The organism is Lactovum miscens (assembly GCF_014202895.1).
GTDB classification, from domain to species: Bacteria; Bacillota; Bacilli; order Lactobacillales; family Streptococcaceae; genus Lactovum; species Lactovum miscens.
In genome coordinates this window covers 1-15,957 of sequence record NZ_JACHHV010000033.1, presented here as the reverse complement: position 1 = coordinate 15,957, position 15,957 = coordinate 1, and the positions used below count along the sequence as shown (strand labels likewise).

16 protein-coding genes are annotated in these 15,957 nt (G+C 36.1%); all 16 read right to left on the bottom strand.

Annotation, left to right across the window (positions count from 1 at the left end; translation table 11 throughout):
* Positions 1–77 precede the first annotated feature (77 nt).
* A complete protein-coding gene (locus HNQ37_RS07425) occupies positions 78–1,265 on the bottom strand; it encodes a YfhO family protein (RefSeq protein ID WP_183540855.1) in 1,188 nt (395 codons plus the stop codon).
* Positions 1,201–1,866: a YfhO family protein gene (locus tag HNQ37_RS08585; protein WP_183540852.1), complete on the bottom strand. Its 666-nt coding sequence runs from the start codon at positions 1,864–1,866 to the stop codon at positions 1,201–1,203. The genes HNQ37_RS07425 and HNQ37_RS08585 overlap by 65 nt, the downstream gene beginning before the upstream one ends.
* Before the next feature lie 240 nt (positions 1,867–2,106).
* Complete coding sequence (locus tag HNQ37_RS07415) at positions 2,107–3,708, bottom strand: NAD(P)/FAD-dependent oxidoreductase (protein ID WP_183540850.1); 1,602 nt, start codon at positions 3,706–3,708, stop codon at positions 2,107–2,109.
* Positions 3,709–4,042: 334 nt separating this feature from the next.
* Positions 4,043–5,062 (bottom strand): LLM class flavin-dependent oxidoreductase, encoded by a 1,020-nt coding sequence (locus HNQ37_RS07410; protein ID WP_183540848.1) that lies wholly within the window; start codon positions 5,060–5,062, stop codon positions 4,043–4,045.
* Between the two features lie 29 nt (positions 5,063–5,091).
* Entirely contained in the window at positions 5,092–5,289 is a 198-nt protein-coding gene (locus tag HNQ37_RS07405) for a hypothetical protein (RefSeq protein WP_183540846.1), read from the bottom strand.
* Between the two features lie 52 nt (positions 5,290–5,341).
* Complete coding sequence (locus tag HNQ37_RS07400; protein ID WP_183540844.1) at positions 5,342–5,941, bottom strand: alpha/beta hydrolase; 600 nt, start codon at positions 5,939–5,941, stop codon at positions 5,342–5,344.
* Between the two features lie 2 nt (positions 5,942–5,943).
* A complete protein-coding gene (locus HNQ37_RS07395; protein WP_183540842.1) occupies positions 5,944–6,534 on the bottom strand; it encodes a flavin reductase in 591 nt (196 codons plus the stop codon).
* 63 nt (positions 6,535–6,597) lie between these two features.
* A complete protein-coding gene (locus HNQ37_RS07390; protein WP_183540840.1) occupies positions 6,598–7,731 on the bottom strand; it encodes a VOC family protein in 1,134 nt (377 codons plus the stop codon).
* 116 nt (positions 7,732–7,847) lie between these two features.
* Positions 7,848–8,018 (bottom strand): HAD family hydrolase, encoded by a 171-nt coding sequence (locus HNQ37_RS07385; protein WP_183540838.1) that lies wholly within the window; start codon positions 8,016–8,018, stop codon positions 7,848–7,850.
* Between the two features lie 89 nt (positions 8,019–8,107).
* Positions 8,108–8,272 carry a hypothetical protein gene (locus HNQ37_RS07380; RefSeq protein WP_183540836.1) on the bottom strand — a complete coding sequence of 55 codons (165 nt, stop codon included), beginning with the start codon at positions 8,270–8,272 and terminating at the stop codon, positions 8,108–8,110.
* A 638-nt stretch (positions 8,273–8,910) separates the two neighbouring features.
* A complete protein-coding gene (locus HNQ37_RS07375; RefSeq protein WP_183540834.1) occupies positions 8,911–9,975 on the bottom strand; it encodes an ABC transporter substrate-binding protein in 1,065 nt (354 codons plus the stop codon).
* Positions 9,975–10,772 (bottom strand): ABC transporter permease, encoded by a 798-nt coding sequence (locus HNQ37_RS07370; RefSeq protein ID WP_183540831.1) that lies wholly within the window; start codon positions 10,770–10,772, stop codon positions 9,975–9,977. The genes HNQ37_RS07375 and HNQ37_RS07370 overlap by 1 nt, the downstream gene beginning before the upstream one ends.
* Complete coding sequence (locus tag HNQ37_RS07365) at positions 10,762–11,562, bottom strand: ABC transporter permease (protein ID WP_183540829.1); 801 nt, start codon at positions 11,560–11,562, stop codon at positions 10,762–10,764. The genes HNQ37_RS07370 and HNQ37_RS07365 overlap by 11 nt, the downstream gene beginning before the upstream one ends.
* Complete coding sequence (locus tag HNQ37_RS07360; RefSeq protein WP_183540827.1) at positions 11,555–12,895, bottom strand: ABC transporter ATP-binding protein; 1,341 nt, start codon at positions 12,893–12,895, stop codon at positions 11,555–11,557. The genes HNQ37_RS07365 and HNQ37_RS07360 overlap by 8 nt, the downstream gene beginning before the upstream one ends.
* Before the next feature lie 1,099 nt (positions 12,896–13,994).
* On the bottom strand, positions 13,995–14,999 hold the full coding sequence (locus HNQ37_RS07355; protein WP_183540825.1) for an ATPase domain-containing protein: 1,005 nt from the start codon (positions 14,997–14,999) through the stop codon (positions 13,995–13,997).
* Positions 15,000–15,016: 17 nt separating this feature from the next.
* Positions 15,017–15,772 (bottom strand): XRE family transcriptional regulator, encoded by a 756-nt coding sequence (locus HNQ37_RS07350; RefSeq protein ID WP_183540823.1) that lies wholly within the window; start codon positions 15,770–15,772, stop codon positions 15,017–15,019.
* Between the last annotated feature and the right edge of the window lie 185 nt (positions 15,773–15,957).

Genomic DNA, 15,957 nt, shown 5'->3' with positions numbered 1-15,957 from the left:
TGAGACTTGGATGAATCATTATCCAAGAAAAATGTTCAAGTATCAGACACCATTTCAGATGTATCGGGGTGGCTAAATTAAATTTGCAATTTGCCTAAATATTTTTCCCCATTGATTATTGAATTTATATTTGTACTCTCTGAGTTAATAATTTCATAATTTACATCCAAAAGATAACTTGAAAAATCTGTCAGACCTACCGAAGAAATTCGACGTTCATTTCTTGAAGCTTGCCCCAATGCTTTTTGTGTCAAACGGAGTTGATTATTTAAGGTTGAGCTGTAGCTCGCGACGCCATAATAACTACTTTGAAGAGACTGGTTATAACCAACATTATAGAAATGAAGTTGACTATCAGTCCGATAAAATGGCGATTCTGGCTTACTAGATTTGACTGAATCTGCAAGTTTTGTGACAGCTTCATATTCTTTTAAGAAACTCTTACTAGAGTTTCCTGGAATAACTGAAAGGTCTTTATAAAAGCTAAAAGACATATCTAAAATAAGGAGGGACAACAAGAACTTACCTTTAAATTTCCAAAGAACTAAACCATTAATCAGAAGTAAAAAAACTGCATAGATGTAAAAATTCCACTGCCCAGAAAAAATAATTTTAATGTTATTAATATGAACTCCAGCCAATAAACCGGTCATATAACCTACAGTGAAAAGAACAATCATCATAAGTATTGTCCGTAAAAGTATCCATGGGCTTATTTTTAAACGTTGTTGCCAAACTTGGTAGGCAATAATAATAAGTAAAAAGCTAAGCATGAATGAATTTCGATAAGGAAATCCAGCAACTTGCTGAAACATATGCCACACTGCATTAGCTGTCTGAATCCAAAAACTAATAAAAATTAATCCAAGAAAAAGAGCGGTGAAACATTTCTCCTTTTTACGAAAAGGTAGTTGAAAATAGAGAGCGACTAAAAGAATTACTAGACTCCCCACATAGAAACTTGGTAAATGAGAAAGTCGAGTCAAATAATTGGAGTTATCAATTCCTAATTGTTGAAAAATATCTGTCAAAAAATGTGGATATGGAAGAAAAGTCGCAATAGAATTATTAGTCTTTCCTGTTTTAAGCATTCCCACTATGGCAGGAATTAAAACAAACATTGACATCAATCCTGCAAAGATAGAATAGTGCACAAAATTCCAAAATTTGAATTTAATTTGTATCCAATAACTTTTTAAATTAACAAATTTGGTTTCTACAAGAGTTATGTAGAAAAAATACAATACAACGAAAATACACGTCATATAAACCAAGATAGTAATTAGTAACAATTGCTAAAAATAGAAAAACAGTATATACAATACCATTTCCAGTCTTGATCATCCTCTCTAATGACCAAACTACAAATGGAAGCAGTATAAGAGCATCTAACCACATCAGATTTAGAAGATAAAGACTTGCAAAGCTCGAGAAGGCAAACGCCATACCAAAGGCCACCATCGAAAAATCTAATTTTTTAAAGTGCATATGCAGGTAGAACAACATTGCTGAAGATATGGAAGCTATCTTCAGAAAAATTAACCAAGTAATCGCAACATCAGTTTGCCCATCCTTAAACAAAATTAAAATAAGATTAAATGGGCTAAGTAAATAATAAGCTGCCAAAGCAAAGCTTGAATCCCCCAACCCAATTGAAAAGGAATAAAACGGATTAGCTTGTCCCTGTATGATATCGGTAAAATAGGCTAAAAAAGGCGCATATTGATTCGATAAATCTGATGATAAGAGATTCCGTCCACCAAAAGGAGCCAATTTAAGCAAAACAGAAAAGAAAATTAATATTAGTAAAGGAATAAAAAAACTTAATAAATAAATAATGAGATTTCTTAAATTAATTTTAAACATTATTCATTATACCATGCTCAACTTTTTGCAATCATATATATTAAAATTTTTAGATGTAATTTTAAATTGAGAGTATTTGCAAATAGTATTTTCATATAAAAATTTGATTAAAAATATAAAACTCCCCATAATTTGGATATTTTGTCCAGATTATAGGGAGCACTACATGTAAAGTATAATTTTAGGTCACATTAAAAAGTAACTCACTTTTAACTTTTAACTTAGCCCTTCAGCAGAAAATTATTCAGGGCGAGCAAATTCTGAAATCAAGCTTTCTGCACACTTGAGCCCATCAATTGCAGCAGAAACAATTCCACCGGCAAAACCTGCTCCTTCACCAGATGGATAAAGTCCTTTAGTTGTAAGAGATTGAAGGCTTTCCTCGTCACGATTGATTCGTATAGGAGATGAAGAACGAGATTCGACACCGGTCATTACAGCATCTGCTTGAGCAAAACCATGAATTTTATGATCAAGACCAACCAATGCCTCTTCAAGCGGTTTAGAAATCCAATCTGGAAAAAGTGCGTGCAAATCAGTCAAGTTAACACCTAAAGAATAACTTGGAATCACTTCTCCTAATTTTGTTGAAGCTTTTCCTGCTAAAAAATCACCTACTAACTGAGCTGGTGCTCGATAGGTCGCCCCTCCAAGTTCATAGGCCTTTGCCTCTAGTTGACGTTGAAATTCAACACCTGCCAAAGGTGAATCTGATTGGAAATCTTCTGGGAAAACTTGGACCAAAAGACCTGCGTTTGCATTAATCTGATCACGTGCATGCTCCGACATTCCATTTGTAACTAAACGACCTTCTTCAGAAGCTGCGGGAACTACTAAACCACCCGGACACATACAGAAGGTATAAACGCCACGGCCATTTTCGGCCTTGTATGTCAATCGATATTCTGCAGCACCCAATCTTGGATTAGAAGCAAATTCTTTATATTGAGCTTTATTGATGACTTCTTGAGGATGCTCAATACGAACGCCAACTGCAAAAGGTTTGGCTGTCATTCCCACACCTTCTTCATGCAATTCAGAGAACGTATCTCGAGCTGAGTGACCAATCGCAAGTATGACATGATTAGTTTTTATTTCTTCACCACTTATTAATTTAACAGCTTGAATCGACTTGTTCTTTATGACAAACTTATCCATTTGAGCTTCGAATCGAACTTCTCCTCCCAAGTTAATGATTTTTTTACGAATATTTTTTACAATTCCACGAAGCAGATCTGTTCCTACATGAGGGTGAGCAATATAAAGGATGTCCTCAGGTGCTCCTGCCTTAACAAATTCATCTAAGACTTTTCGACTTCTTAAATCACGAGTGCGAGCCGTTAACTTGCCATCCGAAAAAGTACCTGCTCCTCCTTCTCCAAATTGTACATTTGAGCTTGGGTTGAGCTTACCTTCCGTCCAGAAAGCATCAATCGCTTTTACACGTTCATCGACAGCCTGACCACGTTCTAACACAATGGGTTTATAGCCCATTTGTGCAAGCAGCAGGGCCGCAAACATGCCTGCTGGGCCAAAACCGATAACAACTGGGCGTAGTGGCATCAACTTAATACCAACTTTAGGATCATTATACTCAAGATCTGGAGTCAATGAAATTTGCTTATATCGACTTTTATCTAGGTATTTTGCTTCATTTTTGACAGCTACATCCACCGTATAAATAAAATCTATCCGTCCACGATGACGGGCATCAATTGATTCTTTGTAAATACGGTAGTCTAAAAGTTCTGATTCTGATAGTCTGAGCTTTTTCAAAACCTGCTCTTTAACTTTCTCAATTGAATCATCAATTGAGATTTTAATTTGGGATATTCTTAACATGACAATAGTATAGCATAGCATTGCATATAATCGACACAAATTTTATTATCTCAATTTATAGATATCTTTTCTAAAAAAGTTTTTTAAATAATATAAGTTATCATCTCTCTGCAGTGAAAGATTATTCAGTGTCATTTTTTCAGCAACTTTTGTGCATTTCTTGGTAAATTCTTATGTTAATTTTTTAAGAAGACAGACTAAGTAAGATATTTAGCACTCACAAAAATTGCATAATATTACAATCTATTCAAAAAGAGAAATATTTCAATCCCCTTTTTACATAAAAATTCATGCTATTTATATCATTTTTTCTGAAGATATTAGAATTATTTCATTATCTCCAGCCCAAATCCGGTGCCATATCTTTCACAATTGTTTCAAGCATGTGCACATTGAATTCAACACCTAACGTGCTTGGAATCGTTAACAAAACAGTATCTGCTTCCCTGATGGCTTCGTCTTCTTGAAGATCTTTAACTAAGTCTTCAGGTTCGCCTACATATGTACGGCCAAAAATTGTGGGATTTTGGTGATGAGCTAAATAGCCAACTTCGTCTTGAGACTGTTCTGAGCCCACTAGGATTCTGCGTTCCAAATCATTAGTAATTGGAAGGATAGAGCGAGTGACCAAAGTCCTTGGCTCAAAGTTATGTCCAGCTTCTTTCCACGCTTCTTTATAGGCCCGCAATTGATTGGCTTGCTGAATATGGAACGGTTCTTTACTTTCATAGGTCACCAAAGTTGAGGATTGAAGATTCATTCCCATTTTTGCTGCCCAAATCGCAGTACTTTGTGAGCCAGCCCCCCACCATATGCGTTGACTTAACCCTTCCGAATAGGGTTCGAGTGAAAGTAAACCAGGAGCTTGTGGAAACATAGGTTGAGGATTAGGCTCGGCAAAATGTGGACCTTTGACTAATTTTAGAAATTCGAGTGTTCGTTCACGTGCAATTTCCTTAATTTCTTCTTCACTATAGTCATATCCAAAATACTTCCAGCCATCTTGAACTTGTTCAGGCGCTCCGCGGCCAACACCAAGTTGAATACGATTTTGAGTCAGAATATCTGTGATCCCGGCATTCTCTGCCATCATATATGGATTTTCATAGCGCATGTCAATAATTGCAGTGCCAATTTCAATCTTACTTGTTCTTTGTCCAATCGCTGACAATAGTGGAAAAGGCGAAGCACTTTGCTTCGCAAAATGGTGAACCCGATACCAAGCACCATCCATCCCCATTTTTTCAGCTTCAACTGCCAAATCGACTGACTGTTCATAGCTTTCCTTGGCTGATTGGACACCTGCTACATGAGGCTGCCAGAAACCAAAACTCAAAAAACCTAACTTTTTCATTCTCACTCCTTTTAAATTTTGTAATTTAATTATGAATTATATTTGTTGAATAAGTCCATAACAGAACCTGTAAATTCTATAACTTTCCCATCAATCTCAAGCTGATCTACTTGCATATTATCTTCAAAAGCTGGAACCTCCCGCATCTCTAGCATTATGAAGTCAGAAGCATCTTTGAATTCCTTGACAGTTGTGTGGTTTGCATCATGAACGGTTACTTTAAACATTTTATCATCCCTCTTTTCCCAAATTATATATTAGCTTTGAAGCTTTAAAATTTTATTTGAGCCACTGTTGAGCAGCATTGATCTCTGATCGTGTCAATTGGTGACTTCCTGGTTGTGTATGGATTTCTAAATTAGCTCCGGCAGATTTTAAATTCTCAATCAATGAGTTAAAACTTAACTTAGGTACAATTGGATCATTTTCACCATAACTTACAAAAACCTTGGTGTCCTTTAACTTTTCAGAAGTTACAGGGACTGATGTCAGATGCATCGCGTGAAGGGCAATGATCTTCGCAAATTTTATGTTTTTAGCAAGGGAAATATGTAAAGCTATATTTGCGCCATTTGAGTAACCAATCACTATCATTTTAAAGATATCTAAATTGAATTGGTTTGACAAATTTTTAATCTCTTTGACTAACCAATCCGATTCCTTTTCTAAAGAATTAAGATTAAAATTACCTTCGGCATAACGTTCAAAATAGCGATTATAGCCTTGTTCCGATACTCGACCACGAATTGCTATGATAGGATGCTCTGATGCAATCATATCTGCTAATTGAATCAGTTCTGTCTCATTTCCTCCAGTACTGTGGAGAAGGAGGACAGGCGCAAGTTCAGGATTTCCTGACCGAAAAAAATAATGCATCATATCTATTCTGGCCTTTCTATTTCAAAGGTCTCACCAAGTTTTGCATAATGATTTCCTTCAAGGCGAGCCACAGCTCCCATCTTATCAACTGCAATGTGAAAACTTTCTTCATCAATTAAATCATCTTCTAGGCAAAAATTCACAATTTCTAGTAAAAACAAATGACTCTTCTCACCCACTTCGTGATGCTTATAAAGCTTTGTCTCAAATCGAATTTTACTATTCTTAATTGATGGTGTATCAATCATCTGAGATTTTTCCAGCTCAATCTCAAATTCTAAAGCTTCACTTACGTTTTTGGATAGCTTTGCCGCGGTCCTGTTCATTTCCTCGACATTTTCTAAATTTACTAAATGAACAACAGCCTCTCCTGTCTCCAAGATATTCAGAGCAGTGTCCTTCATATCTTGAAAAGCAATTGAGATGATTGCAGGTTCACTTGAAACGATATTGAAAAAACTAAAAGGAGCAACATTCACATTCCCTTCCCGACTTTTTGTGGTAATCCAGGCAATAGGACGAGGAATAACAGTCGCAGATAAAATTTTGTAAATTTCTTTTGGACTTAATTGATTGCTTTGAAAATTTTTCACTCTCAATAACTCTCTTTCTTTGATTTTATTTTCTAAAATTGCTTTATTAACTTGATACTATCACTAGATTTCAACTGGAATACGATAAACCACTTTTTCCATTGTCCAAAGCGTATCCTCACGACGGTCACGTAAAGCATCTGAAGTATCTAAAGGTCTCAAACGTGAAATTGCTTTAGCCTTTGTAGCCTCATCTTCTGGAAAAAGATGAGGTGGTAAACTCAAGTCAAGACCAGCTTCCTCTTTTGTCTCATCAATCCAGAAACCAGAAGTGATTAAGGCAGTTTCATAACTATCAACTTTAGATTTACCATCCTTTGCCATTTGAAGTGCTCCAATCCCTGGTGTATCAGTTGCAATTTCAAATAAAACACCTGGTGCAACACGAACATATTCACTTGAGAAATAAAAACGGTCAACTAAGCCAGAATTTGGAAGACGATAACTCTGGATACGATCAATCCAATATTGTATACTTTCAGGATTGTCCGTACGAAGTGCCATATGATGGATCGTACCAAATCCTTGCCAAGCATGAGGCTCATTAGTTGATTCCTCAATGATGAGTGAGGCACCATTCCCTCCTTCAGCCACTTCAAACAAAGTCGCATTTCCATCTGTAGCTGTCGCACGAAAGCCAAAAACTTCTGTCACAGTTGCTTTAAGATTTTCTGAATCAGCCACTTTAACAAATACTGGACCAAGTCCTGTAATTGCATGTTTTTTTTCAACGTTGGAAAGTTGCCATGGTGCATTGAAACTCTTAACACCAACATTATTCTCATCTGAAATCAGTTGATATTGTTGGTTATCAAAGTCTACAAACTCAAGTGCTTTTTTCTCAAATTTTGTTTCGATTTCTCCGTGTTCAACATGAGCTTCTGTAAACCGTTTATACCAGTAATTTAAGCTTTCATCGGATGGAACTCGGAAGCTAGCACGTTCGATATTATTTGTTCCATGCATTCCTTGAGGGATACCAGGAAAATCAAAGAAGGTAATGTCCGTTCCTGCATTTCCATCTTCATCTGTGAAGTACAAATGATAAGTCTCATAATCGTCTTGATTGACAGTTAGTTTTGCCAAACGTAATCCTAAAATGTTAGTGAAGAAATCATAGATCTTCTGTGCGCTTGAAGTAATCGCAGTTACATGGTGTACACCACCCAGAATATATTTTGAATTAATTTCAGGCATATTTTATTTTCTCCTTTCGTTTACATTTGTAAACATATTTTATAAATAAATTATATCAGTTACATACGTAAACGCAAGAAAAAAGCCTTATAAATATATAAAACTCATAAAAATATTTAAGATTCAATCAACTCCTCAATTTTTACTAGTACACCATCTTTATCATTTCTCAAGGCAACTTGACTTGCGCTTACTTTCACTTCTTCAAATGCATCGTTTATAGCGTAGCTCACACAAGCTTCAGCAAACATTTCAAAATCGTTATAACCATCACCAAAGGCAATCATTTCGGCTTGGGGATTCCTAGCATTTCTTGTAAATGTCTAACAGTCTTCCCTTATGTACGTTAAAGCTTGTAATGTCAATCCACTTTGGTTCACTCACTAACCATATAAAGTTTATTTCTGTACTTTTCAATGCCCCTAATCGTTTCAAAAGCACGTGCTTTAATATCAAAAAATGATAATTTGATGAAATATTCAAAAATTTCACCAAGGTTATCAACCTCCTTGACCATTGTATAAGAGCGACGGATAAGCAACCGTTCTCCTCTGACCGGCTCTTTAAAATATACGTAGCTGTCTGAGTGCAGACCATGCAATTACTGTTTGTCGTGTTGAATCTGATAAAGTTTGGGCGATCACTTTCTTACCTAAACTATTCTAGATAAGAGACTCAAATACAAATACACCATTATATTTTATAAGACTTGTTGAATCTCCTGTAATCCAAAGGTTTTCGTCTAAATCACCAAAAAGTTCTTCAACACGTTCCACCTGCTTCCCTATTACTACAGCAAAAGCGATTCTTTTTTATCAAGTAATTTTTGACTTTCTGAAGTATTCATGATTAAAATTTCCTGAAATATTTAGAAAGTTCCATCCAAGTCTGTCAATATGGGTTTCATTACTTATCTCCATGTAATTTTTGTTGGCTCTATTATTAGAAGTTCATAGTATTTTCTGGTAAACGATGACATCAATTAAATCGTCTATATTACTGTGATAATATTTTTTTGCATGTATCAAAATTGTGGTAGATATCTTTATATTTAAGATGAAACAGATCTTGCCAATGAATATAAATAATTAGCCACCTTTTAATTTTTCTATTTTATGTTCTTTGATTGCACTGGAATCCCTCAATCAAAAAATTTTGTTTTCAAACTAAGTAACTGGGTTAGTTCATTTTAAATTCTAAATAAAGATCATTATAATAACCATTCCAATATGGATTCAAGTCCTTATAGGCTTCATCTTCTTTTATAACATCTGAAGCAGGGTAGAATTCCTTATCATTCCGAATAGCTTTAGGCAGCATAGCTTTTGCCTTATTGTTGGGCGTTGAATAGACCACCCATTCTGCATTTTGTGCCGCATTCCTGGGCTCCTGCATAAAGTTGATAAAAGCATAAGCACCTTTCACATTCTTTGCACTTTTGGGAATGGCTAAGTTGTCATACCAGATATTTGTCTTTTCAGGAATCACATAGTGAAGATGTTTATTTTCCGCAACCATCTCTGCACCTTGACCAGAATATACGACCGCCAATGGAGTTTCATTATTAACCATGTAATTCATGATCTCGTCACCAAGAATTGCTTTGACATTTGGCGTCAATTTAAGAAGGTCTTGGTAGGCAATGTTGAGTTGAATCTCATTAGTTGAGTTCAATGAATAACCATGCTTGGACAAGACCATAGCCATAACATCACGTACAGAGTCAGTTAACAGAATCTGATCCTTGTAGTTTGGAGACCAAAGATCATTCCAAACTTTTGGTGGGCTTTTTACTAATTCATCATTATAAACAATCCCTAAAGTTCCCCAAAAATAAGGAATTGAATATTGGTTTCCTGGATCAAAAGCTGGATTCAAAAGCTTTGGATCATCTTCTGATAATCCTTTTATCTTTCGATGATCAATTGTCTGAAGAAGATTTTCCTTTGACATCTTTTCAATCATGTAGTCAGAGGGCACAACGATATCATAATTTGTTCCACCCTGCTTTACCTTGGCATACATAGCCTCATTAGAGTCAAAAGTCATGTAGTTCACTTTGTAGCCAGATTGTCTTTCAAACTTTGTGATCAAGGTTGGATCAATGTATTCCCCCCAATTATAAATCGTGATTGTATTGCTGTCCGTTTTGGTTCCTGACTGTGCATTCATAATGGATGAACTGACACCTAGAGTAATAATAATTACAACAATGGCAGAAAGGAAAGAGAGTAATTTTTTCATTATGTTAAGCTTGCTCCTTTCCCTACGGTTTCGTTATCCCGGACTATGAAATAATAGCCAACAACTAAAATAGCACTAAAGAGAAAAACAACTGCTGAGAGAGCATTAATCTCAAGTGAAATACCGGCACGGGCACGGCTATAAATTTCAACTGACATTGTCGTAAAATCATTACCTGTGACAAAGAAAGTTACCGCAAAGTCATCAAGCGAGTAAGTGAAGGCCATAAAAAAACCTGCAATAATACCTGGCGTCAAGTAAGGTAGAATGACTTCTCTCAGAGTTTGAGAAGGTGTTGCACCAAGATCAGCTGCCGCATCCACTAAAGAATTGTCCATTTCCTGATAGAGTGGAAGAACCATCAATACCACAATTGGGATTGAGAATGCAATGTGAGAAAGTAAGACTGAGGTAAAACCAAGTTTCATGCCAAGTGCTGTGAAAAGAATTAAGAAACTAGCACCAATTACGACATCTGGAGAAACCATTAAAACGTTATTTAAACTCATGATAATGTTTTTATGTTTCTTAAGATTATCAATCACCATTGCACCGAAAGTACCAATAGCTGTAGCAATGAGTGAGCTGAGAAAGGCCAAAAAGAAAGTTTGAATAACAATCAAGATTAATCGACTATCAGCAAATAAATCAGAAAAGTTTTGCCAAGTGAAGCCGGTAAAGGTGCTCATGTCACCCCCTTTATTGAAAGCGTAGAAAATCAGATAAAAAATAGGGGTATAAAGAATAACTAAGACAAAAGCAAGATAGAATTTCCCAATCCGGTGTTTACTTTTCATATTTATCCTCCTTCTCTCTGGTGAAATACATGATGATGACCATCACAACAACTAAAATAATAGCAATAGTAGACCCCATTCCCCAGTTCTGAGTTGTTAAGAAATGTTCTTCCACTGCTGTGCCTAGTGTAATGACCTTGTTTCCTCCAATCAATCGAGTCAACATGAATAAACTGAGCGAGGGAATAAAGACAGCTTGGATCCCAGCCCGTACACCAGGCATAGAGAGCGGTAATATGATTCGGCGAAAGGTTTGATATTTACTTGCACCCAGATCATAGCTAGCGTTTGTTAGATTTTCATCCAACTCATCAAGGGCATTGAAGATTGGCATGATCATGAAGGGAATCGAAATATAGCTGGCAACAAAAATAAAACTGGCATCCGTAAAAAGTATTTGCGGACGACCAAGACCTATGAAACTTAAAAAATTATCAGCAGTCCCAAATTTTCCAAAAATACCTATGAAGGCATAAGCCTTAAGAAGCAAGTTAACCCATGTAGGCAAGATGATAAGCATTAGCCAAAGCTGCTTTCTCTTCAACTTAGTCAAAACATACGCGGTTGGATAGCTGATTAGTAAAGTAACAAATGTAATTATAAAAGCATAAAGGAAAGAATTCCATGTCATCATTAAATAAGTACCTGCCGTAAAATAAGTCACATAATTGGCAAAAGTGAACTGACCTGAAATATTAAAAAACGATTGAAAGAAGAGCATGGCTAGGGGAATTACGACAAATAGGGCCAACCAAAGGTAATAAGGAATCTGAACAATTTTTTTAAACATTTTCCTCCCCTTTTTTGAAATCTAAACCTGTTTGAGATTTCTCAGAAACAACTGATTCAACTTTATTCTCTGAATCAGATGGGTCCTTACTATGTAAGATCTCATCAATCGCTTCAGCCACAGCCTCTTCGTCAGTTTGTCCAAGAGCTTCTTGAACAACTTCAGCTAATGCCTCATGAACTGCAGCTTCCTCCTCTTCAGCCTCTTCAACAACTGCTTTGATTAACCCCTCTGTACGCTCATCTTCTTCAGCAAATTCTTCAATACGAGCATCAAAGTCCTCTTCATTTTCATTTAAACGCATGATATGGATTGCTTCTGGATCAAAATCAACACCTACGTTTTCCCCAACAATAGCTTTGTGCGTTGAGTGAATCATCCATTCGTTATTAAATTCGTCATAAGCTACGATTTCATAGTGAACGCCACGAAAAAGTTGTGTATCCACCTTAACATTGAACTTACCTTCATCTGGCAAAGTAAACCAAATATCCTCTGGGCGTATTACTACTTCGACTGGCTCGTTTTTACGCATACCTCCATCTACGGCTTCAAACTCTTGGTTGTTAAATTTTACCAGGTAGTCTTTGACCATTACACCATTTAAAATATTAGACTCACCAATAAAGTCAGCCACAAAGTGGTTAATTGGTTCATCATAGATGTCAGTTGGAGTGCCCGACTGCACAATTTCGCCATCTTTCATAACGAAAATCCAGTCTGACATAGCTAGTGCTTCTTCTTGGTCATGAGTCACAAAGATAAAAGTTATACCTAAAGATTGTTGTAATTCACGAAGCTCATATTGCATATCTTTACGAAGTTTCATATCAAGGGCAGACAATGATTCATCAAGAAGTAAAACTTTTGGACGGTCAATTATGGCACGGGCTATGGCCACACGTTGACTTTGTCCTCCAGACAATCGACTGATCTTACGACTTCCAAGACCTTCTAGCTGAACCAGTTTCAAAGTTTCGGCCACACGCTGAGCAATTTCAGCTTGAGCAACCTTACGAATTTTCAATGCAAAACCAACGTTTTCGGCCACCGTCATATTAGGGAAAAGAGCATAAGATTGAAATATAGTATGAATATCTCGCTGATTAGTTGGTAAGTCATTGATTCTTTTTCCTTCAAGGAAAATATCACCAGATGTAGCATCCAAAAGACCTGCTAAAATATTTAAAATTGTCGACTTTCCTGAGCCAGAAGCACCTAGCAAGGTATAAAATTTACCCTGCTCAAGTTCAAAATTAATGTCTTTTAATACTAACTCTGAAGAAACATCAAATTTCTTCATAACATTTCTAAATTCAATCAACGCTGTCATTTCATTCTCCTAAATCTACTAATGGTAATCTTGCATAATAGCTTCTTTTATTTACCATACCGACGATGTCGGCATAATTTTTTTTAAAATAATTTTTCTTTTCATTCTATCATAAAGATATTGCAAATAAATCTTCATCCACAATTGCCAAAGATATTTGACTTTCATTTTCTAAAATCTAGCTGTGGTCAAGATAAAGGTATCATCAACATAATCAGCTAGGCTTTGTTAGAAAAGATTAAGGGTGACTTGAATTTACATATTGTGTTATCTGTAATAGCATTAATCACCTTTTATTCTTGTTTATCAGAATACAGAAATACCATTTCTTGCCCACAATTGAGATTGATTGATTTTTAGATTCAGCATTTGGATGACAATTGTGAATGTGTGAAAAATTTCTCAATTCTTAATCGCCGAGCTATTATCAAAAGCTCTTTAAAAATATGGTGAAATTTAACAGTAGATTAAAGACTTATGTTGAATCTTCTACAAATGACAACTTCTTTTCCCAGAATAGCAATCAAAAAACACCAATATGAATCTGGGATTTGTCGATTTACCCAAAAAAATTCAAACAAATCTCTACCTACTAGTCTAATAGTTTAGAGTCCACATAGTAAATTCCAATTTTTATTAATCACTTGCAAAGATTATCTTAAGTGATATAGATGTTCAATTAAGTCGCCTAAAAACAGATTTTCATCAAATTTGACATTTTATTTGACTATTCGTGTAGTAGTTGTGACCCTAGCTGCAAAATCAACTTTTAATGTTTCTGCCATACTTTTAGAACTCCGTGCAATTTCAATCCACGTACTCCATACCGTACTACTGGAAACATATCTCATATTTAAAAATAACAAGAACTGACAGGTGTTTATCTTCAAATACTATACCACTTGGTAGACAAAGGCTGGCTAGACGTTAGAACCCAAGATTTATTTTATCCCGGCCAAGGTACTTCACAAAACATAACCAAAGTGTTCGTATGTCGTTTCCATTTACAATGTCCAGGGAAAATTAACCATCTTGAAGGATTTAGTCATTTAGTCATATGGATAAATTAAATCTGCCAAAATTTAGAATTTACTCAGCCTCAAGCAGGTTTGAGAGTTAAACGTTCATTTCTTCTTATCTCTCCTTCAATTTTCTCCCGATAATGTTTCTTATCTTCAGTGTTATTAAGATATTCCGCTACTTCCACCATAGTTGCCCCTAGACAAACCTCCCCAAACATGAACCAGTCCCCATTTCGTGTAATGACACGGTGCTTCACTCCTAGCTCCATCAATTCACGATCATGTGAGAGACCAGCTGGGTAAATTTTCAAAGTTGCTTGCCCGTCATTAGTACCTGTACTATTTTTTCGCACAAAAATATTTGTCTTATGCCCTAACGTTTCTCCTTTAGATGAAATAATCAAATTATCCGCAATTAATTCAAGTTGCATAGAGGCATAGTAACGTAGTGCGTCATCTCCCACAGTAAATGTCGTTCCTTGTTTCAGCCCATTATTATTGCGAACATGAGTAATAAACATTACGATGGTCCCTGATTCTACGATCAAAGGATTGAGTCGACTCAAAGCTTCTGAAATTACGCGCTCACGTTCTTCATCAATACTACCTTTTCCAAGTGAGTAGTTCAGGCTGTTCTCTGGTAACATGACAGCTAAACTGTCCACCACAATCAAACGTATGGCCGCTGACTGCAAATATCGTTCCATAGCATCAAAGGCAATTTCTTCTGTCTCAGGATTGATAACAATCAGATCATCTACCTCAACTCCTAATTGCATCATCCGAGCCTCTGATAGGCGACGCTCGGCATCAATATAGACACAGAATTCACCTTTTTTCTGCATGGCAGCAACGGCGGCAAGAGCGAGATGAGTTTTGCCAGTTTTAGTTTCTCCATAAACTTCGACAACACTCCCTTCTGCATAACCTCCACCGGTTGCTAAATCAAGACCTAAAAGACCTGTCGAATGAAGTTTTCTTTTTTCAAAGATTTTTCCTTCCCGGGCAAGCTGATTTTCTTTTTTTAAGGCTTCAAATAATTTTCGTTTTGCTTTGACTTCCGTTACCTTTATCTCACTCATTTAAATTCTCCTTTCCATCAATGATAAACACCACGAGCATCTGGAATAATAATTTTAGCAATTACGTAAACAGGGATTTCAGGATCAGTCTCCCAATCAGGGTACTCCTCATTATTGAAAGAATGCATTGTTAAGTGATCCCGATGAGGAATAATGTATTTCATAAAAGTACTTCCATCATATTGAACAGCATAAAGCCCTTCTGTTGTAATCATCGTTGATGGAAAACCAAACATAGGATCTCCATCTTCAAATAAAGGTGAAGCTGAATTTCCTCGTACCACAAAAGATAAGACAAAATGCGAAGGGATTTCTGAGGCGGGCAAAGTTACCCTTTCGGGTTTTACATGGTAAATCTCGTCCAGAGAAATTCCTGCACCAGCCGCAAACTCCAAATCATATTGTTCAAAAGTAACAGTTTCAATCTCTGGAACTGAGAATAAAGCCTCGCTTTCATGAACTTGCTCTTCTAATTGAACTCGAGCATATGATAAGACTGCCGTCCGTCGCTTTGTTACCAATTGTTGCATGGTCTGAGTTGTTTTAATGATTGTCTCATCACTTTCACTAGATAGTAAGGCAGAAAGCGGCACAGATAAAAAGTCAGCAATCAAAGTGAGTTTCTGATTAGAAGGCTTATGCGTTCCTTTGATCCAATTTGAGACATTAGCTTGGGAAGTTGAAATAGCCCCAGCTAATTCTTTTTGACTTTTATGATTGGCTTTGAGCAAAGACTTTAAGTTAATCCCAAAATTCTTATTAATGTTATTCATCTTGTTACCTCACTCGGATCATACCATTTTCATTTTTAAATTACAAGTATGTTATAATATTTTATATAAAATTATAATTATGAATAAGAAGGCAAATTGCAAATTTAATTTAGCCACCCCGATACATCTGAAGTGGTGTCTGATACTTGAACATTTTTCTTGGATATTGATTCATCCAAGTCTCA